Genomic DNA, 26,589 nt, shown 5'->3' on the forward strand with positions numbered 1-26,589 from the left:
ACCTAGGTTCACACCTTAACAATACTGCCATCCCGCAGCATATAAAGATATTTTTCTGCCACCTTGCTGTTCAGAACAGATTCCACCGCCTGGCTATATAGCTCCAGCTGCAGGCTGTAGAGCTGTTTCACATGATGAGCATTGGTATTTCTATCTGTTTTATAGTCTATCAATACCAGTTTCCCCTTCTCCTGAAACAGTACATCAATAACACCCTGATTAAAAATCTCTGCCTCTGACCTGCGTACCTCTGAAAAATAACGCTCTGCTGGCAGCATACGGCAGAAAGGCATCTCCCGCCATATTTTATCAGCCTGCAGCATTCTCTGTCCCAGAGGAGAAGCAAAAAAGCCTGCTACCTGAGGCGTATTAACCATTGATAACTGATCCTCAGTGATAATCTCCCTATATACCATTTCCTCCAGCTGTTTCTCCACACCAGCCCTATCCAGTCCCTGAGTCAAATCCAGATGCTGCATAACACTGTGCATCAGCGTACCATATTCTGTACTGCGGGATACCTGCCTGCCCTCCTGCTGGCGCTGGAGAAATACAGGCCTTGGATAATTATATTCTCTTTGCTGCTCAGAAGACTGACCTCCCTCAGGGGCAATCTCTGAGCCAGCCTCCTTTGTCCACAACAATTCATAATCAGTACCCTCCTGCTCCAGCTCCCTGCCAAAACGCCTTTTTAGCTCGGAAACAGACAGCTTGGCTGGCACCTTCTCTGTACCCTGAAAATCATACTGCCAATCCAGCACCCTATTAATGCGCTGTGTCCATATCTCTTCTGCTGGCAATAACTCGCCAGCAATTACTTTTTCCAGAATCTCTTTGCTGGCCTCAGCCTCCATACCTGGCTGACAAATATCCCCGGCAGGAATCAGATGTACCTGCCATTGGCTTTCCCGGCCCATAGCCACCTGCATATAGCCTAAGCCTTGTCCATATTGTTCCGGTGTCAATCCTTCAAATTGAGCAAAGGCCTGACCTGCCTCTGGGTGTCTTGCCACAGCTGAAGCTACCCAATCCAAATAGGAATTGGCCTGACTAATACCATAGGCTGGCAAGGTCTGACGAGGCAATTCCTCCTGCCAAGCCTTATCTTGACAGCTATAATTACGATACTGGCACCACTTTTCCACAGACTTCTGACCATTAGCTACCCTGCCTGTCATAATCAGTTTTTCCCTGGCTCTCGTCATAGCCACATACAGAACCCGCAGTTCCTCTGCCTTTATTTCCTTCTGAATGCCAGCCTTTACCGCCAGTCTGGCAAAGGAAGGATAGGATACAGATTTTACAGTATCTATATTATGCAAGCCCAGCCCCAGCTTTTTGTGTATCAGAACTGGCTCCTTCAGATCATTCATATTAAATCTTTTAGCCATATCTGCCAGCACTACAATAGGAAATTCCAAGCCCTTGGATTTGTGAATTGTCATCACACGGACCACATCCTCATTTTCTCCCAGAGTTCTAGCCACAGAAAGATCCGTATCCATGCTTTTGATTTTTTCTACAAAGCTAAGGAATCTAAATAAGCCTCGATAATTGGTATTTTCATATTCCCTGGCTCTATCTATCAACATGCGCAAATTGGCCTGCCTCAGAATCCCCCCCGGCATACAGCCTACATACTCATAGTAGCCTGTATCCTGATAAATCTTACATAGCAGCTCCGGCACCCCCATAGAGCGAGCCTGCTGCCGCCAACGGCTTAGCTTCTCCAGAAATACACCTATTCTATCCTTGAGAGATATTTCCAGCTCAGACTCTGGACAACCAGCCTGTATCAAGGCTTGATAGAGATTCTTCTCCTCAGCGCCCAACCTTATCTGAGCCAATTCCTGGGCGGTTAAACCCACAATAGGCGAATAAAGCACCGCCGCTAAAGGAATGTCCTGCATGGCATTATCAACAATGGACAGAACACTGGTTATCACCTGTATCTCTGTGGTTTGAAAATATCCCCCATCTACAGCCGCAAAAACAGGAATATTATTTAGCTGAAATGCTTCCTGCAAAATCTCTGCCTTGGCAGAGGCAGCCCGGAGCAAAATAACCATATCCCGCCAACGCACTGGCCGATAGCCATTATTCTCCCCCTGAGCCAGAGATTTGTCAAAAACCAAATAACCAGAATTTTTTAACTCCAGCAAACGACTGGCAATATGCTGTGCCTCCAGCTGAAAGCTTTTTAGCTCTTCCTGGGCTTCCTCCTGGTCCCCTTGAGTCTCTTCCTGGCCCCCCTGAGCCTCCTCCAAGCCCTGTTCCATAATAATATCCAGCTCCACAGCCTTGTCCGCAGGGAATACCTCCCCCTGCTCCGGCCCCTTTTCATAGCCATAAGGCTCTCCTGGATTTAGCATGGCTCTTTGGTCATAATCAATTTCCGCCGGCTCTGCGGTCATTAATTGGGCAAAAACAAAATTTACAGCAGAAAGAATTTCCTGTCGACTGCGGAAATTTCGCCCTAGGGTAATCAACTGTTGAGCCTCGTTGCCACCATCATATTTTTCATATTTATCCATAAACAGGGCAGGCTCTGAGGAACGAAAACCGTATATACTTTGCTTTACATCTCCCACAATAAAGAGATTCCCCTGATTCTCTCCTGCAATCAAGGACACAATGGTATCCTGTACCTGATTGGTATCCTGATATTCATCCACCATGATTTCCCGATATTTCCGCCGCAGCTGCAGAGCCGCCGCAGAGGGCTGAATATGGTCTGGCGTGGAACCCTCTGCCATTAACAACTGCAGGGCATAATGCTCCATATCACCATAGTCAATAATATTCCGCTCCTTCTTGGCTGCCTTGTAGGCCTGATTAAATTCCAGCACCAATTCCACAATAGCCTCTGCATCCTGATGCAGCTTGGCCAAATCCTCCAGCATAATGTCCTCAGGGTCCAGCACAAAATCCTTCCGCATCTGCTCTACAGCAATTTTTACGCCGTCATTGGCGTTCTTAATAGCTTCCCGCAAATCTGGATCTATATCCAGCTTCCCCCCTGGCATATTAATAAATTTGGTTTCCTTGTAATCCAGCACCCGAAAGGCATCATAAATATCCTGCCAATCCTTGTCCAAGGCCTCATTAATACCATTGAGAATGCTGTCTATTCGGTCCAGTCGTTCATCATATTTGGCTCTAGTCTTAGGCTCATCCACCTGCTCCACCAGCAGGTAAAATTTCTCTCTGGCTGCCATTGCCTTGGCCATGTACTGGTGCAAACCACTATAAATCATCTGCCACCACAGGGTATAATCCTGTAAATATTTTTTAGGCGCCTTTTTTTCATCAACCGGACTGTAGGCCTCTACCAACTGGCGAAGCCAATGTTCAGGAAAAGGCTGATTTCTGGACTGGTCATGAAGCTTCAAGACAATATTATAAAGCTGATCATCCCCTCTATCAGTGCCATACTTTTCCCCAAACTCCTCTAAGAGAGCATCTCCCTGTGCATAGCGATTCTCAAAAATCTCATCCAGAATCTCCTGTTGCAGCAATATCAGCTCATTTTCATTGGCTACTCTGAATCTAGGGTCCAAATCTATGTCAGCAAAATTGTTTTTGATAATGCTTTGGCAAAAGGAATCTATGGTGGATATGGAGGCTCCTGCCAAAAGTATAATCTGCCGCTGCAGCCTGCTAATCAGAGCCTTATTAGGCGGGGTATTTTCCAGTTCCTGAGCAATAGCCTTTTGCAGCCGCTGGCCAATACGGTCACTCATTTCCGCCGCAGCCGCCTTGGTAAAGGTTACTACCAGCAGTTCATCCACACTCCAGGGCTTTTCTGCCTCTGGCCTATTCTCCCCTAGAGGCCGCAGCAAATGGCTTACTACTCGCTCTACCAGCACGGCAGTTTTGCCAGAGCCGGCGGCGGCAGACACCAATATATTTTTATTATCCAGGTCAATAGCCTGCTGTTGCTCCTTGGTCCAGCCCATTAGATTTCCTCCTTATCAGCTTGATTGCCTCTCTGCTGAGACAGCTCTGCTTCAATATTCTCCATAAACTCCTTATCCCCCTGCTGGACTACACGGCGATAACCAAAGCCCTCCAGCTGAGCATCAAAGCCACAGATAGCCCGATAATTGCAATATTCGCAGGTACTGTGTCCTTCCCGATTTCTGTAAGGCACTGGTGCAATTCTTCCCGCCAAAATATCTCGGCCTGTGTGCTGCAGTAGTTCCTCCACATATTCCAGCAAAAGCTCCAACTCTCGTGGCTGACGCAAATAGGTGGCATTGGCCATTAAATCCCCACCCTTTTTCATAGTAGCATGAATAAAACGGCTTTTGGCCCCAGGCTGGGACAAGGTACTGTCAATCAGCTGTACCAGCTCCTTATCAGCCACAATCCAGCCTGGCATTAACAGCTTTTTCTCCAAGGCAGCAATAACCTCCTGCTGGCTCTCTCCATGACTGGCCAAGCTGGCTCTAGGCTGTTTGAGAAAATAATATAACATACCTACAGGCAAAGCCTCCTCTCCCTGCTGAGCCGAGAGAAATTGCTTGGTTACCAGCAAATAGGTTAAAAGCTGCAGCTTAATACCGTAGTATACATCCATAATATTAATAGCCGCATTGCCTGTCTTGTAATCCATAACCATAAAATAACGACCATCCTCTGTCATATCTATACGGTCAATCTGACCATTGAGAGACAATTTGTTCCCGGAGGACAGCTTGTACACCAGAGACAAAGCTCTTTGATTGGCATCCTTGGCCATACTGCCAAAACCTTCCTCAAAATACTCTGGATGAAGCTGGCTGACTGCATCAAAGGCGCACAGTCTCTGGAGGGCAAAAGCTGCTGTATTTTCAATACGCCTCAACCTAGCCTCCAGCTGCTTACGCTGAAAGATAACATTATTTCCCAGTTTTGGCGCCAGGCGATGCAAGATTTCATGACACATCTGCCGCTGTTCTGACTCCGAAACATCACTCCAACGACGATTTTGGTTCTTTAGCTCCTGGCCAAATTCCCGCAATACACCATGCAGCAAGGTGCCTAGCTCTGGATTACTAAACTCACTAATGCGTCTCTCCTGCAATTTAAGACCATATTGCACATAATATTGGAAAGGACAGCTATTATACCGCTCCAATCTGGTTACACTGCCTCTCAGCCAGCCCTTAGGGGCAAAAAGTTTCCGGGACAAATCTGCTGGCAGGGCATCATCTCCCCGCTTGCTGGACAATCCCTGCTGTAACAAAGCCAAGGAGTGAGCCAAACCCTGATCACTATGCTGTACCAGCCAATTGTAGACACCATACCATTTGTCCTCCATAGCCCCCAAATCCCGGCAACGCCCCAAGGCTTTGCCTAGGCCTGATACAGCCTGATGCCCCTCTGCCACAAAGCCATCACTTTGCAAAATCTGCCACAGCTTTACCTCTGGCAGCAGGCGTCTCACCCAACGCAAAAGTGCTGCTGGCTCCCGGCCATTGCCCTCATCATCAGAAAGGGCATAGGATATCCACAGGTAGCTGCTAGCCTCATTAAATCCCTTGTACAACAGCCAAGCCTCATTAAAGCTGTTTTCCTGACCAATAATAGAGAGATGCTTATTATCTGTCTGTACCTGATTAATATGGATTCTATCCCCATCAGACAGAATCACATTCTCACTGGAACGCCGAGGCATGGTGCCTGCATTAGCTCCCGGTATAAAAATTGCCGTCAGATTTTCCATGCTATTCTGGTCAAAAGAACCAATGCTGACATAATCCAAGCCAGGAGGTATGAGGCTAATAACCATGTTATCCAGTCCTTCCTCCATAACATTGGCAAATTCCAACAATCTGTCCTGAGGGGAAAACTCACCTAGCTCCACAATCTGATCCAGCAGCTCCATAACAGCAGTCCAAAGCTGTTGATGTTCCCTAGCCCCAGCCAAATCCCCCTGCAGCTCTGCCTCCTTAGACATCCGCTCCAACTGTACCGGTACCTGCAGCTCCATAAGGAAATTGTAAACCGCCTCAGCTAGACCTGCCAAATCTCCTGCCTGAGATAACTGCTTTTGCAAGGACTCCAAAGGCTTCACAACCCGCAAACGACATCTATCAGCTCTTTCTGCCCGCGCCCTTTCCTTTTCATCTATATCCTCTGTCTCTAAGCTATAACGACGCATATACTGCCAAGGCTCTGGCTGAGTCCATCTTTTCCGGCCCCGAATACCAAATTCCAGCACATAATTCTCCAGCTCATCCAATTCATCAGACAGCAAATTACAGGATTCCTTAAAAAATCCTGTTTTTAAACAACGAAAAACATTTTCATAGCTCCAGCCTTGGCGACTGATACAGATAGCCAGAGCTGAACGAATCAACTCTGCCAGGGGATGCTTGATTCCCTGTCTTTTAGCCGCATTAAAGAAAGGTATGCCATATTCCTGCAAAACCAGCTCTGTCAGGAAGCCGTAACCATCCTCATCCCGTAGCAAAATTCCTATATCACTCCAGCTGCAGCCTTTTTCCCGCACCAGACGCACAATCTCTGCTGCCATAGCCTCCAGCTCCAACCTTGGTGCCGCTGCCTCCACAATTTTTATATTCTGAGCTGGCCCCTGATAATCTGGATACCCCGGCTGCCAAGGCCTAATATGATGGTTCATCCACTGAGCCTCCATAGCCTTGAGAGCAGGATTGCCATATCTGCTGCCCCCAGTTAAAAAATGTTCCTCTACAGACATTTCCTTGTTAGCCGCCAGCTCCAACAGATAATTTCTCGTCTGACAGCTGCGATAAAAAATATCCTCTCGAGGCAGGTAGTCAAAAAGAACACCAGCCTGCAGCCCAGTGGTATCCATAGTCAAATTCACATGAACATCACTGCACAAATCAAATAATTGATTAAGAATCTGCTTTTCCAGAGGATTAAAGAACAAAAAGCCATCCAGCCAAAGCTCTGCTCCCTTAACCAACTGGGACTGAGGCAGCTTTTCCACCAATTTGGCCATAATATCCTTGCCATCATTGTAACGACCTGCCATAGCCTCATTAAAATCTCCATAGATGCTGGCCATGTCCAGAAGCTTACCCTGTAACCGGCTGTTAGTCTCTCCAATGGTTTCAGAAAGCTGCAACAGGTTTTCCGGAGAAATACAGTAGCTTTTCATTTCATTGATAATATCTGACAATTCCCCCACAAAGCCCCGCTGTCTGGCAGCCTTGGCAAAGGCCTGCAGCCCCTGGCTATCCTTATCTGCCAATCTTTTATCCAATAGCTTCTTCAAAAGCAGATGCCGTCCCAGCTCTGTTAAGCCAGGCTCCAAGGCTCCTCCAGTTTCCTGCAAAACCTGATAGGCAAAACGACGAAAGCCGTAAATATAGCAGCTGCTAAAGCCCCGTCCCTTCTTGGCCAGCAAGGAAGCCAGCTGCCGCTCCACCCGGTAGGTCATATGCTCTGGCAGCAGTAAAATAATTTTTTGGCCTGCTGGAGCCCCCAACAGCTTTTCCTCAATCCTTTCCAAACATAGCGCGGTTTTGCCGCTGCCTGTCCGCCCTGTAACAATCTCCAGCATATTCTAACCTCCAGTGTAAAAAAAGAGGGCTGTTATAATTCAGCCCCCTAAATGTAAATTTTAAATTATGGCATAGCCTGCCATACTACCCCTGCATATTCTGTAGGATTAGCCAACCGGGTCAGAGTACGCCCGCAAGGGCATGGCTCATCCAGACGCATAACCACCTGACCAGTGCGATAGCGGAAAATAGGCATAGCCTCAGCTGCCAGCGGTGTCAAAACCAGCTCACCAGCCTTGTGTGGCTCTGTAATAACTCTATCTGTACCATATTCCACTACTTCAGGATAAAAATAGTCCTCTTGAATATGGAAACCCTCTCCCTCCTGACAAGGGAATATAATACCAGCACAACCCAAGGCTGGAGAATTATACACCATGGCAGCCTCTGCCTGCAGGCGTTGCTCAATATAAATATGATTAGGGTTCTGCAAGCCCTCCTCCATACAGATAATCTTAGGCAGGAACAAATCGTCAGCAGAAATATTGCTAGCCTGCAACATAACCACCAACTGCATAACCTGCTTAAAATCGCTAATCAACACATCCACATGACAGGTAGTCATCAGCTCTCTGATATTCTCAGGATTGTTGCCCAAAAGAACTACGGTAACCCCCATATTCTCCAAAGCATATTGTACATCCATCAATCTGCTGTCTGAAGCTTCCCCCAACAGTCCTGCCACAGCAGCACTGTTTAAGCCCTGAGCCACCAATACTCTGGTCATCATTTCAATTTGATAAGCCAAATCACCATTGGTGTACATTTTTATAAAGCTATTATTATAGCCTAGGCGGGAAATTCGCAAAACCGCACTGAGAGGCAAGGTCAACAGATTGTAAATTGAAACACTCTGCAGGTCATCCAGAGTTGTAAAAGGCAGCTTAGCAATATCCTCCAGAGATTTTATATCCTTGCTGCTAATTCCCGCATCGGTAAACTTTCTATAATAGAAAGCACTTTTTTCCATAGCCCATTCTATGCGTTTTTGCAGCTTCTTTAATTGCAGTTCAGACATATCCTCCCTGCTCATTTGCTCTATAGCTGGATTAGCTATCACTTAATCATCTCCTAAAACTTAGAATGGTTTCTGGTAAAAGAATGGCTGATAGCTGGTATAGCCAAGCTTGCGGAAATTAAGGATGGCCTCTGTTGCCCCAACAAAGAGAATACCGCCTGGCTTTAGAGCCTTAAAGAAATTAGCATAAAGCTGATCCTTTGCTTCCTCCGTAAAATAAATAACCACATTACGGCAAAGAATCAAATCAAAACCAGTTTCAAAAGGATCTTTTAACAGATTATGACGCTTAAATTCAATACGCTGTTTAATATCAGGGCTTACCGCATACTTAACCCCTTGTCTGGTAAAGTACTTGGACTTTCTAGCCTCACTCATAGCCTTTAGCTCATTTTCGTTATAAACACCAGCCTTGGCCTTGCCCAAAATCTCAATATCCAAATCCGTAGCCAAAATCCGATGACGGGTATTTGGTGTCATATCATTGAGAATCATAGCCAAAGAATATGGCTCTGCCCCAATAGAACAGCCTGCACTCCAAATATTCAGTCGAGAAGAACGCTTCATCAGCTCTGGAATAACATCTGTCTCCAGCTTGGCAAATTTGTCCGGTGTACGGAAAAATTCAGATACGTTAATGGTCAGATACTCAATAAAAGCAGCAAAATCATCCTTATCCTGTACAACCTTGTCAAAATAGGCGCTATATTTATCGTAGCCATTACGACGGGCCAGATTCATAATACGTCTTTGCATCTGAGGTGCCTTGTACAAATCCAAATCAATTTCAGTCTTACGCTTCAGCTTTGCTTTAAACTCTTCCCAATCTCTCTCGTCCATAATAACAATTCCTCCGATTTATTACATTTACTCCAACCATTGGTATCTTTATTCTACACAAATTGCCAAAATCCTTTTTTTATATGAAAATTTTTCATATTCTATTACAATTGTCTTATTTGCCTCTAAAAAATATAAATTTCCCTATTCCTCTACATAATGGCTGAAACTGCCAATTACCATATTTGGAAATTCCTGATGCAGCTTTGCCAAAAAGGCCCTAGTTCCCAAAATTTCTCCCTGAGCTTCTGGCATAATTTCTAAAAAAGCATCTGGATCTATATTCAGATTGCGTACCTGAATCATCTGCACTGGCAGTTCCCGGAAAAATTCCAACCAACCAGCCAGCTCCTGAGCTCTATCATTAAAGCCTGGGAAGTACAGCATATTCAGAGATACATAAATTCCCTTGTCCAAAGCATAGCGAATGGATTCCTTCACATTCTCCAGCTGATAACTGCTGCGATAATAGGCAGCATAGCTTTCTGGCAGGGCACTGATAATGCTTACCCGCATGGTATCCAGACCTGCATCCACAATCTGACGGATACCCTCTGTATAGCCTGCATTGGTGTTGATATTTATCTGTCCCTTGTCAGTCTGCTGGCGAATGAGGCGGATTCCCTGACTAATATTAACAGCTGCCAAAGATGGCTCTCCCTCACAGCCCTGACCAAAACTAATAATTCCCTCTGGTGCTGTTTGAAGATGATATAAACCTATCTGGGCAATTTGCTCTGGCGTAGGTCGGAATTTTATTCGCTCCTGTGGAGATGGGCAGCATTCCGCCGGCTGCAAGGAAATACAGCCAAAACAGTTGGCATTACATACAGGGGAGGTTGGAATACCACATTCCCAGCGGCGGTAGAAAAGATTCTCTGCTGTACAGCAATGCCATTCCAGAGAACAATTGGCCAAATGCTCTACCAAAGGATTGTTAGGCAAATCCTTTTTAACCCTTTTTACCAATTTCTTTAAATCCGGTGTATTGTAATTCTCTGGATCCCATTTGTGATTTTCATCTGTATAAATGGCAGCTGCGTACAGCTGATCCTGATAAACAGCTACCGCGGTATAGCCATATAAAGGCAGCTGAGAGGCTTCTTCCATAAGCTGAAAACCCGGCAACAGGGTTCTGGTATAGCCTGCCGGCAAAATAGCGGATACAGCCTGACCAGTTAAGGGCAGGATATTGCCCTCCTCATCCACGCCTAAAGCCTGACGATCCGGCAAATACATCAGGTCAGCACTATCTGGCAGAGGAATCAAATCCTCTGGTGTCAAAGCACGTATCTCATCGCCAAAACGGCCTACTGCTCCAATGCCAGGGGCATCGAAAATCTCACCGTTTTCATCTGCATAAAGAGCGTATATCATATCCTGCTGGTTTTTAGTATGTTTTTTGCCAGCTTTGCTGTTTTTCTGCTTCTTAGTCATGAGCCTTTTCCTCCCCAGTTTTTTTGGCCTTTTTAACCTTTTTCGGATTGAATTTGTTCATAGCCATATCTGGGCCTTCCAAAACCATACACTCTACCGCAGGAATAAGCTGCTTGATAGCATCTCCTATTTCCTCCTGCTCCTGGTCGTTAAACTTAGCCAGCACATGATTGATAACGCTCCAGCCCGGCTGAGGCCGGCCAATACCAATCCGCAAACGGCCAAAATTTTCGGAACCAATATGACTGAGCAAGGATTTGATGCCATTGTGGCCACCAGCGCTGCCCTTTTTGCGAATACGAATTGTACCGATGGGAATGTCCATATCATCATGGGCTGCCATAATGTCCTCTGGCTCCAGCTTGTACCAACGCATCAAAGGACCTACACATTCGCCACTGTTATTCATATAGGTAAGAGGCTTCACCAGCAAAATCTTTTCACTGCCAATACGACCTTCTGCCACCATACCCTTTTCCCGACTGCGCCACTCATTGATACCCAAATGCTCTGCCAGTGCATCCACCAGCATCCAGCCTACATTGTGACGGGTGCCAGCATATTCATTGCCTGGATTCCCCAGACCTACAATCATTTTCATTAATTTCTTCTCCTAAATATTAGACTTGTCCTTTTATTATAACCCCTAAATTATTCAAAGAAAATGATTTTTTCATTTTCTTTCAATGGGGTTTCGACGAGGGTGGAGATATTAGCTCCACCCTGTCAGTAGCACAGCTTCCCGCCACCTATAGAGGTATGGGACATCGGACACCTCGTCATACATGAGAAAAAATTTTTGTCATAAAATAACTGCTGTTTTTTTTCAACGCAATCTGCTAAAATAAAACACGGTTTGTATATTTTTCTTTATTGTGAGGTTTTGGCAATGCATCAATATTTATTTTATATCGGAGATTTTCCCGTGCGAGCTTATGGACTGGTACTTAGTCTAAGCATTATTCTAGCTTCCTCTGTAGCCTATTTTCTAGCCAAGCAGGATGGACGCTGGCATGACCATATACCGGATATGTGTATTTATTCCGGCATGGCAGGATTGCTGGGAGCCAGACTATGGGATGTTTTTTTCTTTGACTGGGGCTATTATCAGCACCATCTTACAGAAATCCTTAATGTGTGGCAGGGAGGCATGGCCATTCAAGGCGGCGTTGTGCTAGGCGTGGCCACTGGGGTTTTTTATTGCTGGCGACACAAAATCGATATTCCTGCTATGATGGATATTTGCGCCCCTGCCATTGTCTTTGGCCAAGGTCTAGGCCGCTGTGCCAATTTGCTAAATGGTGATGCCTTCGGTGCTCCAACAGGAAGTAATTTTGGCATTCTTTATCCCGAAACCACCTTGGCCTATCATACCTACGGTGCCCAACCCCTTTGGCCAGCAGAAATCTGGGAGGGCCAGCTGGATTTTGTTATTTTTGGCCTGCTGCTTCTCTACCGGGCTTTTCCCCATGCTAAAGGACAGGCTTTTGCACTGTATGTTATGCTATACAGCACAGCCCGCTTCTTTTTGGAATATCTCCGAGGAGACTATACCAACCTGGTTTTCGGTATCTTTAAATCCGCCCAGATGACCAGCATTACTGCCTTTACCATTGCCCTGGCAGTATATATTTACCTCTGGTTTGACAATCCCCGTGCCTGAAGGCAGGGGATTCTTGGTTCCCTGAGCACTGCATATAGGCCGTGGCCTGAAACATACAATCGAACAGTGAGAAAAATCCTTAATATTTTTATTATCCATGTTGAAATATTACATCATTGTGGTATTCCAAAAACTCCTTATCTGGCTGAAATCTATGAGGCAGTATTATTTTTATTCCCTCTAATTCAATCAGCAGTTTGCGCATAGAATCCTCCATGCGCTCATATTTTTTCAGTTTGTCAGAAACGCAGATACTAAAATCCTTTCTCACTGTAATCAGTCCCTTATCAAAGGCTGCATCATGCAAAGCATTCAGGCACAGGCCATTGGCAGGATTTGTCTTTTCCTCCGGTGTGCTGACAGCCCAGGGCTTTATATGGCTGGCTCTCAAAAGCTCAGGCACCTTTACACCTGTTATACAGCAGCTATTTTCATAACTGCTGAGCACAGCATTATGAAAAAATCTATGTCCAATCCGCTCTTTTCGCTGAGCTATGCTCTCTCCTCCAATAACATAAGGCAAGTCATCATAAATACTCTCATTAACCGCAAAGCCATTATTATAAGACTCTTCCTCAATATTTTTCTCTTTCAGCTCCGCCACAATTTCAGCACTGCGGATAGCAATTTCCTCTGTCCTGCCAGCAAATTCCTGCCAAATCTCCTTATCCAGCTTACTGCCATTAGACAAGCCGTTGACATTTCTATCCCGCAGGGTTTGGTCAAAGCTGGCAAGATTGCACATTTTCATAGCCAAGGCCGAAGGAGTCCTCCCCAGCACCTTTGCCAAGGAAATAATTTCCGGATTATTCCTGCCAATCTTACCAAAGGGAATCTGATGATACAAAGCCATCGCCACCAGAATTTCCTCTCTTGTCCAATTTCTTCGTTCAGCCATACAACCATCCCCTGCTGGATTTACAGAACAGCCCCACCAAAATCAGCTATTCATATATTTTCCCATTATCTTTCAACTGCTCCAAAATAGTCAACAAAATACTTGCCTGAAATTCCTGTGGCATTTTACTGGAAGTGCCCCTCGACCATTTTTCTGCTGTACTCAAAGCTTTCATCTGTTTGTCTGTACGCACAAGTTTAAGCGCCCTGGCATCCTTGGCTATAATATCCCACTTGCCATATAGCGCTACCACTTTTTCCAAAGATGAAATATTGTTATCAAACTTCTGAACAGAGGCCGCTTTGCGCTGTGCTTTTTTCTTGTCTGCCCGCAATTGAAGCATTTCCGCAATTTCCATAGGAATATGCATATCTATCTTTTCCTTCATGTTTTTCCAGCAGCCATCTTTTTTACACCACTGAGTAACATTTGAGGTCACACGGACTGTATCAGAACTGTCTGTAATGAAGTCACAAACCTTGTGTGCCAATTCATCAAAGAAATCATTCATCATATCGGGAAGCTTCTGCTCTTTCCATATGTACTCAAAATTAAATTCATCCTTTGGGTACTGTTCCTTCAAGAGATAATGAAACTCTGCCATAGTATATGTTACAATATTAGCTCTATATGCCTTGGGATACCATGCTGCTTTAGAAACTATTTTTTCTATGGTCTTAAACATAATAGCCATAGCTACAGATTCCTTAAACCAGTATTCATTAAATACCGCTTTATTGGATTCCCATTTTTCGCTGACTTCCTCAGCAAATTTCATAAAATTCGTCTGAGCACCACGGCTTACATACTGAGGATACCCCTCCCAGCTATAGCGATATTTTGCCAGATCTGTTTTAGTAATAACCTGCTCCTTAGGATGCTGCCTCAAATATTGATTTTTTTGCGCCTTAGTCATTTTCATCTGAGTCTGGGCAAACTGACCACGGGCACGCTCATAAAACCAATAGGTTTCATATTGAGCACCATCTACAGCTGGTGCCAGAATACGGCGGGATATTTTCTCCATCTCCACATGGAATGGTGATGTAGCAAAGAAATCTGCTTCACTAACTGCATTTTGGCTATTGGAGGAGCGGGAAATATCGTTAATCAAAGTATCTGCCGCATCCTGCTCCATTTCGCCAATCAAGGTCAGCTTCATCTGCACATAGATATTATCCAAATCAGCTTTGTCCTTAAATCTAGCTGTAGCAAGGGAAGCCGTAGTCTGACCACCATTTATAATCTGAAAATCCTTAGCCCAGACCAATTTCAAGCCGCCCGCATCATGTTCAAGCTTTAACTCCAAGGCTGTAGCCGCAATACCATTGTTATATGCAAAAAAGCGGTCTGGTTCATTCAGAATGGTGGCGCGTATTTTCTTATTAACTTTCCGTTTTACTGACAAAAAAGAGCGGACATTGCCTTCCAGTAATCGGCTTCCATATTTATCGTAAACATCTGCCAAAACCCGCCCAGGAATAACACAGAGATAACTTTTATATACTTGATTAGATACTGCACTAGCCTCCAAGCTGGGAATCCCCTCTGTCACATACTCCCGAAAGTCTATCTCAATAGGCTCCTTAACAGAACCTGAAACAGCAATATTATATATGCGCTCCATATCCCACAGAATACAATCGGCAGGAATTTTATTAACCAACAATTTTGGCAGGTTGGTTAAGTTACGGCTTTTTTCCGCATTGGTCAACACATACAATTTAAATTTAGTTATTTCACCATTCTGGTTAAGCTCCCTGATTCTGTCAATAGCATCTGCAACTGGCAGACTTGGCTCAACTTCCAAATATAAATTTGTATTGATAGCTTCTTCTGCAAAATGCTTCAAGCGACCGAAATCTGTTTCCGCCCTGCTCTTGGTCAAGGTTTTATTACCTTCCTCGTAATCAACCAGAAACAGCGAAAAACTGCCATCTGCTGCATCTTCATAGTAGCCATTTATCTGCATCTTGCGATTGCGGGCACCTTGGCGGCTGAAATAAGCTTGCTCTATAGATTCAGGCAAATAGTCCGAAGCCACCATATATTCATCTGTAACAATCTGCAAAAAAGCTGCATGAGTCCCTTCGCCCTGACTGACGGCAGCCGCATTTACTGCCTGCAGCAATTGGTTCTTAAATTCACTATATTCCATTATACAAATCCCCCAACTCCTGCTGCTTCTCCAGCCAATCAGCTATACCATTCAGGCTTAAAGTATATTCTGCCTTGATAACGGCCTGGGGAACAGTACCTAACCTTAAAGCTGGAAAAGTATCATCTACCCGATAAACACATTCATCTCTAACAATAAAGGAATTTTTATCATACTCCTCATTTTCCTCATATCCATATTGCAGCAGCTTACGGATAAAAATTTCCCTGCCGCTGCCGCAATCACTTATTATTTTACTTAGTGCAGAAACCAGTTTATTTAGGGTAACAGCCCCCGGTTTGTCAGCGGTTGTTTTTTCCAATTGATATACTACCAATTGTCCTGCTTCTGATGTATCAAGCTGAGCTAAGGAAGATATTTTTACCTCTGACACACCCTGCTTGACAGTCTTAATCTCATACCATAAATCTTTTAAAACAAAATCACGCCACTCTCGTTCCGGCCCCTGCCAGCCTGTAATAATATCATGGCTCTGATCCGGATTTTCCTTTATACGGCGATACAAAAAAGTAAGCTCTCCTATCAGACCTCTTTGCGCTGCCTCGCTTAATAGATTGCCCCGCACCCTGCCCAGCATTTCCTGCCATGACTCATAGCGGGAACATAATGCTGTCAGAGCTTGGTAATCACTATTTGTTTGGGCGGAATAATTAATAATATCCGCACATACATCAAGGAATATCTCTTTCTTGGCCGTATCATTCAGGGTAAAGACATAGTGATAACTGCCATCCTGTTGAAAAGTTCGACAGGCTATGGACTTAGTATTGGTAAATTTTTTCTGCTGATGGGTACTGACTGTAGCCAAAACCATATGACAGGAATCATCAAAGCCAGTATAAAACTCCAAGGGATGCTGGATATTCAGCCTTGTTCCCATATTTTTCTTTTGCACAGTCCGCTGCCACTGCTGTTCCAACTGCTGTCTATCCATAAATATCATTCCTCATCATCATACATACCAGCATATTCATTCTGCCAATCAACCAAATTAACCTCATATTCTATGGTTTTTTCCTTTTCTCCCGTACTAGGAAAACCTAGTCCCAAAGCACACAATATAGGAGGCAGTGTTTCCAAATCAACCGGATTTTTAGTATCTTTTGTTGGCTCTATAAAAAATAATACTAAAAGAGGCCGGCGATTCTTTATCATATAACCACTGCTGGAAGGATGTCTTTGTTTTTTTGTTTTCTCATCATAAAATTCTTTTTTAACCTCTCCAATCTGTTTTTTTGTTAACCCATTTTGAGTAACTCCTACAGAAGCAATTCTCAACTTGCTTCCACCTATTTGAATTACATCATTGCGTTTTGTAATCTTACGGCACACAGGATTTATCGAAATACTACCGTGCTTGGTAGGAATATTTACATTCTTTTCACTTTCACCACTTACAACTGCCACATCCCAAATATTATCCGATAAATTCTGTCTAATATACCTATATAATGCATTGCCCTGGAAAGCAAGATTCCAGTGGGATGATTTAAAGCTTGTAACCAAATCTGCAACAACTTCTCCACTAACACCGCGCCAGAATACATCTGAATGAATTACATCCTGAGCAGTATGCACCGGTGGCATCCTCTTTATAAAATTAATAAATTGGTTGCGATTCTGCTCTAAAGCCTCAGCATTATCCAATAAATTTGGAGATTCCAAATAACGATGGCTTAGTGTTACCGCTCTGCGAACAGTTTCTGCCGAACGCATTTTATTTCTGGCAGTAACTATGAGAGAAGCAGGATGCCTGCGCACCCTTAGGCCAAATTCACTTGGAGTTAAATCCTGACTTTGCATATAGCGGATCTGATCCTTCAACTCTTCAATTGCGTCTGTTATATAACGATACCAGCCAATAGCATCTGGAGCCAGCCAGATGCGGCACAAATCCGCACACCAAGGACGGTAGCCAAACCAACGCCCCATCTGCATCAAGGTATCATACATCAAGGAGCGGCGATAAAAGAAGGTAACACACAGCCCCTCCAAGGTCAATCCGCGGGAAAAGCTGTTACCGCCTACAGCTATAACCCGCAATCCCTCATTATATCCATTATAATCTAAAGCCTTGCTATTGTCGGTTCTTTTAGCGCTGTTCTGCAACCGCATTTCTATACCCGCCACAGCCTTATACAGATATTTCCTTCTTAGTTTTTCCCAATCTATTTTCACATTCTCTGCCAGCATTTTGGTATAAATGCGCTCCATTTCATTCAATACCTCATTATCCTTTACGTCTGTTTTGGGAAGCGCTGCATAATTCTGAATTTCGCTTTTTACCTTATACAGCCAGTCATTAACCAAATTATATATTCTGCTTTGCACAGCCGTAAACCTGCTGACATGAATCATCATTGAACGATGAGTTTCCTTATCCGGCTTATATTCCTTCTGCGTTGCTGCACGGCAATCTCGCACTGCATTTATCAATAGAAAGTAATATAAAGCACTTTCCAAATCTGAAGGCAGTTTGTGTATTTCCAGCTCTTTCTTATGCTTATAGGGAATAATCTGCTCCATTTCATCAGTATTTATTTCTTCCAGCATATATTCATTTGGCGCTTTGTCGTCACCATAACTGCTTTCATCTCCAAATATTTTAGTAGCTCCAATATAATTACTTGGCGTTTTCAACGCATAAATAAAATTGCTAGGGAATAAATCTGCCTTGGAAAGTCTCTCTGCTTCCATATTATCGTTTTGATTTTCATCCTCTAAATCTGGCTGTATAAATATATTAGCAAAAGGCGTAGCTGTAACACCTACATAGGCAGCCTTATGAAACATATTCAGGATTCTGCGAATCCCTTTATTTATAGCCGTTGGAGAATTGTCATCACCGCTGGTATTTATAGAAGCATTATCTGCTTCATCATCAATCAGAAGCATAGGCTGCATAATTTTATTAGTACGCTCATTAACGGATCTTTCCAACCATACAGCCAAATTGTTTAAAATATTTTTCTGCTTTTTTACTACAAACAAAACCGGCACTGTAATATCTTTGATATCCAGCTGCAGTCTATCAACAATAGCAGCGTCAAAATCACTGGTTGTAGATGTAAACTGAGCCACATAAATGCTGGGATCTTTTTCGCCAACCCCTACTGCCCTTTTCCTGCCTCTCTTGCTAGGATTATTCAGTGTGTCAAAACTGCTGCGCCCCGCAAACTCCGCATCTAATCTGCTTTGCGTCTGTCTACGCAGATCCTCTAACATACCTGTAAGAACAATACACACTTTATATCCAGCATCTACAGCCTTGTTTAAAATAGCTGTATAGGTAGCTGTTTTACCAGACTGTACATCACCTATAACTAATCCCTTTCGTAAAAACCCTTCTTCCTGTCTTGGATCTCCTGCCAAATCTACAATGGCATTACTAGCCTCATCCAGAGACTGGACAACCTGACTAGGCCACCCTTTTTTTCTTATCAAATAGCTTCTGTATCTCTCCCAGAACTTCCAATCAATATTTGCTCCATCTGCTGCAAGCCAATGATGATAGTCCTTTTCGCCAGTAATTACTCCCCCATCAAAATTCATTGTTACGCTGACCATTTCCTGCAGCTGAGCCAAAAGCTCTTCATAAGCTTCATCATCAATGGAACCCATCCCCATCATGTTCATTGCAGCTCTTACTGTTGAGGCTGCTTTCTCCAAACCTGCTGCGGTTTTATCTCCGTTATTATTATATACATCCTGTGCATTATTTAGGAATGCACGCTTTATATCATTGATATCAATCATTTTAATTATCTCCTATATATTCTTCCAAAACATTCAGATAACTATGGAAAGGCTCTACATCCTTTAGATTCTTCAAAGCACCTGTTACCACCCCTGCCGGCATATTCTGCACAAAGGAGTCCAGCATACTTCTAACCTGCTTTTCCGTTATCTTGGTTTCATTCTCTATTTCCACATTATCATTATTCAAATCCAGCATCAGCTGATTGAGAGGAAGCATCTCCCCTGTCAAAAGAAGCAGCTGCTTCAAATCATGGTCGCAACCGGGATGTTTTTCCAAAAACCTCGTTACCAGAGGGTGCTCTTCATTAACTTCATAGAAGAAGCCCCCATCCCTGGTTTTGCGCCTATTCCAAATATGCTGTATTTTGTCACTGGTTTCTTTCCTGCCTCGATAAGTCCAAGTCCGCTTGCTTTTCTCTGCTACATTTCTAATCAACTCTTCCAAAGCACTAATGATGAACGGAGGCGGTGTTGCTGTAGACTTTTTTACATCCAGTACCCATTCACTATCAAAATCACTGGGAATATCAATGCAGATTCTCGCCAACTGTGACAGCGGTGATTTTTTCATACGGCGGAACCATGTCCCCCAAATAATGAGCCTTCTGTTGCGATAGATATAAAACCCCTGATTTTTGGCCAAATCCTCTGTAATTCCCAATAATTTATGATCCTTTTTGGTCATTTTGGAAACATGAGGCAGCTGGATTGGCATAACCCGGATTTTACTGCTGACCTCATAAGGAGGTATCAGCTGCTGGCTTTTTTTCATCAGGAATGGATCTGATGGCTCCACAGGTACGCCATTCATATTGATATGCACCTTTTTTTGACCGTCGCTGCCTGACAAAAATCTGTGAAATACCAAGGAAATATGGCTGCGCACTACATCCATACGGGAATTAAATACATTTCTAATATTTTCTCCCTGCTGCATCCTGTCCAGATTTTCCCACAAAACCATTGTGCCAGAGCTTTTTTCTTTAAGCTCCTCCAGCAGAGGTATTTTTTTTATATCTCTGCTGTTCAATACCATAATAACCCAGGTTTTATTCTCCCTAATAAGCTCCATATCCCAGCATCTGGCTTCCAGCTTATCCCCCTGCTTGGAAACCACAGTCAATTTATCACATTGGGATAAAGAGGCTGTTTTAAGTCCTAGACCAAAACGCCCCAAGTCATTTTTCTCCCTGTCCTCCAGCGGGCTTCTTCCACCATAACGCATGGCAGTATCAATTTCATCGCCATTCATGCCAACACCATCATCTATTATAGCCACATAAGCATTTTGTTCATTGCTGGCTGGCATATAAAAAATATCTATATTTTCCGCTCCTGCGGCCAAGCTATTGTCTAATATATCTGCAACCGCCGTTTCCGTGGAATAACCAATTGCTCTGGTAGATTCCATCATAGCCAACGGTTCCGGTAATAAGCATTTAGTTTTCATAGGTGAATACTCCCAATAAATAAAAATATGTTTAATTATATATTCTACAACTATAATACAATTCCTGCTAAACTACATAATAATATGTAAATTTAAAGAAAATTATGCACAAAAAACCGGCCTAATTGCTTAGACCGGTCATCTTTATCATATGTAGCTCAATATCTCTGCCAGCACATTATCCAAATCTTTCTTTATATCGCTTTCCCAGAACCGCAGCACCAGCCATCCCTGTTCTGTAAGCTGGTCATTTACCTCTCTATCCCGCTCCACATTGCGAGCCAGCTTCTTCTGCCAATATGATTGATTGGTGTCTATCTGGCTTCCCGGTCTATCCTGATACCCTCTGGCATGCCAAAAATCCCCATCCACAAAGATAGCTATTTTCTGTCGGGTTAGAACTATATCCGGACAGCCTGTTAATTTGCGCCAATTCTTCCGATAGCGTATACCTCTATGCCACAATGCTTTGCGCAGCAATATCTCAGGCTTGCTGTCTGTTGCTCTGATATGTGCCATATTACGGCTTCTTTGTGCTGGTGTCATATCGTCCATAATCTTAAGGCTCCTGCAAAAAAGGTGTATGCAAAACCTCTGCATACACCTTTTCTCCCAATATCAAACTTAGCGAGGCCTATCTTCCAAAGCCACATAACCTGTATTATCCAAGGCCTGCAGCATAGCTTCTGCAATGCGGCGAATAACAGGCACACAGACAGAATTGCCTGCTTCCTTGTACAATCTGGTATCGCTCTGTTCAGGCAGTACAAAATTATCCCTATCAAAGCCCTGAGCTGTAAAACACTCTCTAGGAGTCATTTTCCGTATACCATGTCTAGTTTTAATCAGGCATACATTGTGACCGCCGCCTCCCTGATTGGCAGTAAGGGTAGGAATTACACCGCTCTGATTCTTTCTGACATATTTTCTCCGCCACTGGTAGATAGCAGGATTCTCTATATCATCATCCTCCATAGCTTCTTTCAGCTGCTCATAAATATCGCCAGCAAAACGGCCCTCAGTGTAATAATAACGGTCTGGCACATTACCTTCAAAATCAATAATATCCCGCACAGTATTGGTCAAAGGAATCTCCTCCGGCCACTGAAAAGCCTGCCTAGCTGCCTCGTTCTGAAATGCTACTATATAGATTCTTTCTCTATTCTGTGCCACATTGCCATATTTCATAGCATTAAGTACCTTGTACTCAATATGATAGCCCATATTCTGCAATTCCTCGCAGATAATACGGAATGTCCGACCATCGTCATGAGATACCAGATTCTTCACATTCTCAAAAAGTGCTGCTTCCGGTCTATTAGCATTAACAATTCTTGCTAACTGGAAAAAAAGCTCTCCTCTGCCCTTTTCATCCTGAAAGCCCTGCCTCAATCCAGCTATGGAAAAAGCCTGGCATGGAAAACCACCTACGATAATATCAGTAATAGGTACATCCGCAGATTTTACCTTGTTAATATCTCGTAAATCAACCTTGATGGGAAAATTTTCCTGAAAAGTAGCTGCTGGATAGGAATCAAACTCATTTGCATATACCGTCCTGCATCTACCTGTCTGCTGGAAGCCTAAATCAATGCCACCTACACCGGCAAAAAAAGACGCAATCGTCAGCATAGCTATAAGTTCCCCCTTTCAACAAATAAGAACATTATAGCAAAAAAATCTCCATCAATCAATAATATATTTCAATCCAATAAATCATCAGGCTTGTGTTCGCTGTCTATCCAGATAAATTCCAAGTGCACACCTTCCTGTCCTTTAAGCTTATAAAACCTCATACCATTAATACCTACCCGCCGCAAGCGTTCCTCTGTCAGCGGCTCATATGGCTTTAGCTGGAAAACACCCTGCAATATCCATTTACCTAAAATTGCCTGGCTTTCAAGGGATTCTATAGCCTTGCCATTATCCTGAGTAATAAAAGCCTTTACTTTTGTTCCTGATGGCTCAAATATCAAATCAAATACCCTATCTTCCTTTGGCAGTGCCAGTTTATTCGTCATAGATTTTTCCTGCTTGAATGTTCCTGCCCTTGGTGCAAAGAAATCAGGGTGGCTTTCATGAAATGTTCTGGAGCCTGGTATTGGTATATACACCTCATGCTGAGGACGCATTATCATAGACAATACTTCTTTAGTCAGCTGTTCATTGCCAATTACAGCCAACAGTTCGCGGATATTTTGTCTAATAACATTACGCTTATCTGCATCTGAGGTTGCAAAAATATCCCCTACCATGCTGCAAATATTTTGCAACAGCTCATCATCCACAATGCCGCCATATTCTTCCTTAATTTTTACCAGCCTTTTGACTCTCTGAGGTTTGCCCATCTTAGGTGCACCATTGAAACCATTAAAACCGGAACATTTTTCTATCTTGATTTTCCACGCATAGGACTCAGATATTTTATCCCTCTGCAATTCCTTTTCCTTTTTTGGTGCTTCCATGCCATAGATCTGATTGGCAATACCAGCAAAAATAGCATAGGCATCCTCAGCATACCGCACATCCCATTCATCTTCCATAACATAATTGCTGAAATTCATGGATAACTGATGATCCGAAGAGGAAAATCTATATTGATGTCTGCCATCTGTAAATTTGAAATTGGTGGGTGTTCCGACACCTACACACCCCTCTACAGACAAATTATCAATATCGATTTTGGTGTAGCTGGTTTCCCCTACCCGCAGACAGGGCTGCTTGTCCTTTGTCAGCAGTGGCATAATAAAATGATATACTGCCTCCACATCATCATTATCCGTATCTATCTTGAATCCCTTCAGATTCTCTTCTGATGATTCAATGCGGGCATTTCTCACATCAGAGATATTCTCCGCCAGCTTCATATACAAATCATGATTTACTCTATCTATTTCCTGCTTATTTTTCAGCCCCTGAGCATTACTCCGTATCTGCTCCAGCAGTTCCGACCATTCATCACGATTGGCCTTGAATTGGGCAACCTTTTGTCCACTGGCTCCTTTTGCCTGAAATACCTTTAGACCAACCAAATATTTTTTTACATCGCCAGAAGCTGTCTTTAGCTGCAGAGCAGCATCAAAAGAAGTATTGTTTATATCCTCTGCCGTGGCTCCAAATACCCGCTGAAATACCGTTTCCTGATATTTGGAATTAACTACCGGGATAGGTATATCCCCATCCTGATTTTGATTATCCTCAGATTGACCGCTTATTTCTTCATTTTTGCTGCCCTCTTTTTGGGTAAACATCTTGGAAAGGCTGGCAAAAGCCAAAATCATTTTCTTATATTCCTGACGCTGTTCCTCTGGCAAATCCTTCCACATACCTTTTCCCTCGCTTTCAAATCTGTTCGATACTCACTATATTCGCCATAAAAGTTTTATTTCCTGCTAAAAATAAAACTTCTACAAAAAATTATACTCTTTTATGGCTTTATAATATTAATAAAATCTATTAAAAATTAAAATTATATTTAGTATTGCTTACTTCCATTTCCTATTGTTGCATAGTATAATGACTTATATAGGCAGGAATCATACGATTCTCTTTTAATTAAGGTCTAAACCCAAACTATCCTAATAATTTTTTCGTGTAACTTCCTGCCTAAACATTTTTTAGGAGGGATTTTTTAGAAATGGTAAAAGCAAGTACAATGGATCTTCTCAGGGAAATCTGCCGATTAGGGCAGGGCGAAATTCCAGAGCACAAACTTCTTCACAATCTGGATATTTCCCACGGTTATTTCTGCAAGCTGCGGAAGCAGTTGACAGATGCAGGACGACTCCTGGTAACACACCCCAACCGCAAGGCACATTATAATGTGAGGTTAGAATGGACAAATGAGCTTTTTGATAGCTGGAGCGATGATGTGGATATCTCCTCTGAGCAATGTCAGACAGCCTAAATTTTTTTGCATTACGGTTGAGTTGGTTTAATTTTATGAAATATTGTATATATTAGGAGGATATTACATGAAGGATTATACCGACACCCCCATAGATAGAAGCTCAAACTTCCCAGACATTGATTATGAGGCTATATCCATAGCATATAATTTGGCAGTCGACCTGCCTCTTGATTCCCCTCTTACCCAGGAGCAGATTGCTTCTCTCCCCCTTACCGAGGAAGAAAAAGAACTGTGTAGCAATATACATTGGCGCAATCTGGCCAATCTGCTTCATATGGAAGAACGCTACCGCCATATATCTATCAGTATCATGCACAAGTCCCAGAAATACAGTGACGAAAAGGCCAAAGCCCATAAGGAAGAAATGGACTATGAGCTTCGGGGCGAAATCAGTCCTGCCAAGGCCGTAGAGCTTGCTAGGCAAAAGCATACAAAACAGCTTTTTGAGGAACAGGAGAGTATTTCCAGAGAAAAAATCCGTCGACAGTACGAGAATAAAAATAATCTGACAGAAGCTGGTCTGCCCCCTATGTTCCATAACTGCACCATTGATTATATTAGTCAGCAGGGGATTCCTGAACAGTTGGAGTATGTGCATTATCGCGTGGCTTCCTTTATCAATAATCTGGATAGCTGTATAGCAAATGGCAATGGTCTTATTATTACCGGTCCCTGCGGCACTCTCAAAAGCTCCTATGGAGCAGCTATCCTCCTTGCCTGTTTCAAGGCTGGTATCAACGGTCGTATGGAGCTGGTAATGAGTCTGTTGGATGAGTTGTCCGTACTAGAGCGGGAAAACAAATCCGCCTATGCCCAGCGTATGCAGGTGCTCTGTCAGGTATCTGTACTGGTACTGGATGATTTGGGCGCAGAGGGCACCAGACCGGATTATGTAAAATCCAAGCTGGAGCAGATTGTTTTCCGCCGTCATGCCAACAACAAAACGACCATTGTTACTACCAACAAAAACTGTCAGGAGCTGAAATATATGTACTCTGAACGCATTATGGACAGACTAACCGCCAAATGCCTTGTCCTGGAAACCAAAGGGCCAAGCCAGCGCAGACGGTATCTAAATGCTTTGTCTACATTCAAGAAAGAAACAACAGCTATCAGCAAGGGGGTTGCATAATGAGCAGATTATCTTATATCAATCAGATGAATGGATTCTTGGAAAAACGAGAAATTGATTGCCTACCCCCTGGTGCCGTTTTGTTATATCTTGTACTGTTCAAGGAATTTAACAAAACAAAATGGAAATATGATTGGCTTACACTTACTACCAGAAAACTAACCTGTCTTATAGGAAACAATTCTGCCAGTTTTCTATACAGCAACCGCCGTATTCTTGTTGACCTAGAATATATTCAGATAAGACAGTCTGGAAGTGCTCTCCATAGGCGTACAGAGTATCATTTAGTTCCTTTGTATGATATTAAATTCTCTGCTGGCATCGTAGATGATGAAGAATTTTATCAACCTGAATATGTTCCTGTTGAAGGAGCAAACTACGGAACACAATGCGGAACAAAAAGCGGAACATTAACAAACTTACCAGAGGAGAATGTTCCGTTTGAAGGAACAAATCACGGAACACAATGCGGAACAAAAAGCGGAACATTAACAGCCTTACCAGATGAGAATGTTCCGTTTGGAGGAACAAATCACGGAACACAATGCGGAACAAAAAGCGGAACATTAACTAATCCTCCAAATGAGCCTGTTCCGTCTAATGTTCCGTCTGGAGGAACAAAGTGCGGAACAAAAAACGGAACAAAAAGCGGAACATTAACAGCCTCTCAGCCCTTGTGCCCCAAGGCTTCCCAGTCGCCTAAGAATAAGATAGAAGAAAAAGATAAAAACCTTTCTGGTAGTATACCTCAGTACGAAGGTA

Annotated in this window: 18 protein-coding genes; 4 read left to right on the forward strand and 14 right to left on the reverse strand. The window is 43.4% G+C overall.

Going from position 1 to position 26,589, the window contains the following annotated elements; all coding sequences use genetic code 11:
- Window positions 1–8 precede the first annotated feature (8 nt).
- The 6 genes from addA to pth all read right to left on the reverse strand — a co-directional run bounded on the left by addA (window position 9) and on the right by pth (window position 11,437).
- Window positions 9–3,959, reverse strand: a complete 3,951-nt coding sequence (addA, locus tag I6E26_RS04710) for a helicase-exonuclease AddAB subunit AddA (protein WP_235320706.1) — start codon at window positions 3,957–3,959, stop codon at window positions 9–11.
- On the reverse strand, window positions 3,959–7,540 hold the full coding sequence (locus tag I6E26_RS04715; protein ID WP_235320707.1) for a PD-(D/E)XK nuclease family protein: 3,582 nt from the start codon (window positions 7,538–7,540) through the stop codon (window positions 3,959–3,961). Before I6E26_RS04715 ends, addA begins: the two co-directional genes overlap by 1 nt.
- A gap of 65 nt (window positions 7,541–7,605) precedes the next feature.
- Window positions 7,606–8,601, reverse strand: a complete 996-nt coding sequence (locus I6E26_RS04720) for a phenylacetate--CoA ligase family protein (protein WP_235320708.1) — start codon at window positions 8,599–8,601, stop codon at window positions 7,606–7,608.
- 18 nt (window positions 8,602–8,619) lie between these two features.
- Window positions 8,620–9,402 carry a CheR family methyltransferase gene (locus I6E26_RS04725; protein ID WP_235320724.1) on the reverse strand — a complete coding sequence of 261 codons (783 nt, stop codon included), beginning with the start codon at window positions 9,400–9,402 and terminating at the stop codon, window positions 8,620–8,622.
- A 141-nt stretch (window positions 9,403–9,543) separates the two neighbouring features.
- Window positions 9,544–10,776, reverse strand: a complete 1,233-nt coding sequence (locus tag I6E26_RS04730) for a radical SAM protein (RefSeq protein ID WP_235320725.1) — start codon at window positions 10,774–10,776, stop codon at window positions 9,544–9,546.
- Window positions 10,777–10,828: 52 nt separating this feature from the next.
- The gene (pth, locus tag I6E26_RS04735) at window positions 10,829–11,437 is read right to left on the reverse strand and encodes an aminoacyl-tRNA hydrolase (RefSeq protein WP_235320709.1); all 609 of its coding nucleotides are present in this window, start codon (window positions 11,435–11,437) and stop codon (window positions 10,829–10,831) included.
- Between the two features lie 288 nt (window positions 11,438–11,725).
- On the opposite strand from pth, the gene lgt reads away from it, so the two are divergent.
- Window positions 11,726–12,499 carry a prolipoprotein diacylglyceryl transferase gene (lgt, locus tag I6E26_RS04740; RefSeq protein ID WP_235320710.1) on the forward strand — a complete coding sequence of 258 codons (774 nt, stop codon included), beginning with the start codon at window positions 11,726–11,728 and terminating at the stop codon, window positions 12,497–12,499.
- A 91-nt stretch (window positions 12,500–12,590) separates the two neighbouring features.
- Here the strand turns inward: lgt and I6E26_RS04745 are convergent, their stop codons facing one another.
- The 8 genes from I6E26_RS04745 to I6E26_RS04780 all read right to left on the reverse strand — a co-directional run bounded on the left by I6E26_RS04745 (window position 12,591) and on the right by I6E26_RS04780 (window position 24,111).
- A complete protein-coding gene (locus I6E26_RS04745) occupies window positions 12,591–13,397 on the reverse strand; it encodes an HNH endonuclease (RefSeq protein ID WP_235320711.1) in 807 nt (268 codons plus the stop codon).
- A gap of 46 nt (window positions 13,398–13,443) precedes the next feature.
- Window positions 13,444–15,555, reverse strand: a complete 2,112-nt coding sequence (locus tag I6E26_RS04750; protein ID WP_235320712.1) for an AIPR family protein — start codon at window positions 15,553–15,555, stop codon at window positions 13,444–13,446.
- Window positions 15,545–16,510 (reverse strand): PD-(D/E)XK motif protein, encoded by a 966-nt coding sequence (locus tag I6E26_RS04755; protein ID WP_235320713.1) that lies wholly within the window; start codon window positions 16,508–16,510, stop codon window positions 15,545–15,547. Before I6E26_RS04755 ends, I6E26_RS04750 begins: the two co-directional genes overlap by 11 nt.
- A gap of 5 nt (window positions 16,511–16,515) precedes the next feature.
- Window positions 16,516–19,332, reverse strand: a complete 2,817-nt coding sequence (locus I6E26_RS04760; RefSeq protein WP_235320714.1) for a Z1 domain-containing protein — start codon at window positions 19,330–19,332, stop codon at window positions 16,516–16,518.
- A gap of 1 nt (window position 19,333) precedes the next feature.
- Entirely contained in the window at window positions 19,334–20,785 is a 1,452-nt protein-coding gene (locus tag I6E26_RS04765) for an ATP-binding protein (protein ID WP_235320715.1), read from the reverse strand.
- A gap of 147 nt (window positions 20,786–20,932) precedes the next feature.
- The gene (locus I6E26_RS04770) at window positions 20,933–21,340 is read right to left on the reverse strand and encodes a very short patch repair endonuclease (RefSeq protein ID WP_235320716.1); all 408 of its coding nucleotides are present in this window, start codon (window positions 21,338–21,340) and stop codon (window positions 20,933–20,935) included.
- Window positions 21,341–21,409: 69 nt separating this feature from the next.
- Window positions 21,410–22,417: a DNA (cytosine-5-)-methyltransferase gene (dcm, locus tag I6E26_RS04775; protein WP_235320717.1), complete on the reverse strand. Its 1,008-nt coding sequence runs from the start codon at window positions 22,415–22,417 to the stop codon at window positions 21,410–21,412.
- A 71-nt stretch (window positions 22,418–22,488) separates the two neighbouring features.
- Window positions 22,489–24,111, reverse strand: a complete 1,623-nt coding sequence (locus tag I6E26_RS04780; protein ID WP_235320718.1) for a hypothetical protein — start codon at window positions 24,109–24,111, stop codon at window positions 22,489–22,491.
- A 311-nt stretch (window positions 24,112–24,422) separates the two neighbouring features.
- Here I6E26_RS04780 and I6E26_RS04785 point away from each other — a divergent pair, with 311 nt between their 5' ends.
- The 3 genes from I6E26_RS04785 to I6E26_RS04795 all read left to right on the forward strand — a co-directional run.
- Window positions 24,423–24,692, forward strand: a complete 270-nt coding sequence (locus I6E26_RS04785) for a hypothetical protein (RefSeq protein WP_235320719.1) — start codon at window positions 24,423–24,425, stop codon at window positions 24,690–24,692.
- Window positions 24,693–24,759: 67 nt separating this feature from the next.
- Entirely contained in the window at window positions 24,760–25,827 is a 1,068-nt protein-coding gene (locus tag I6E26_RS04790; protein WP_235320720.1) for an ATP-binding protein, read from the forward strand.
- Window positions 25,827–26,589 (forward strand): hypothetical protein (locus I6E26_RS04795; protein ID WP_235320721.1); only part of this gene is annotated, 763 nt, incomplete at its 3' end. The genes I6E26_RS04790 and I6E26_RS04795, both read left to right, overlap by 1 nt.

This window comes from Anaerovibrio lipolyticus (genome assembly GCF_021531495.1).
Taxonomy (GTDB): Bacteria; Bacillota; Negativicutes; order Selenomonadales; family Selenomonadaceae; genus Anaerovibrio.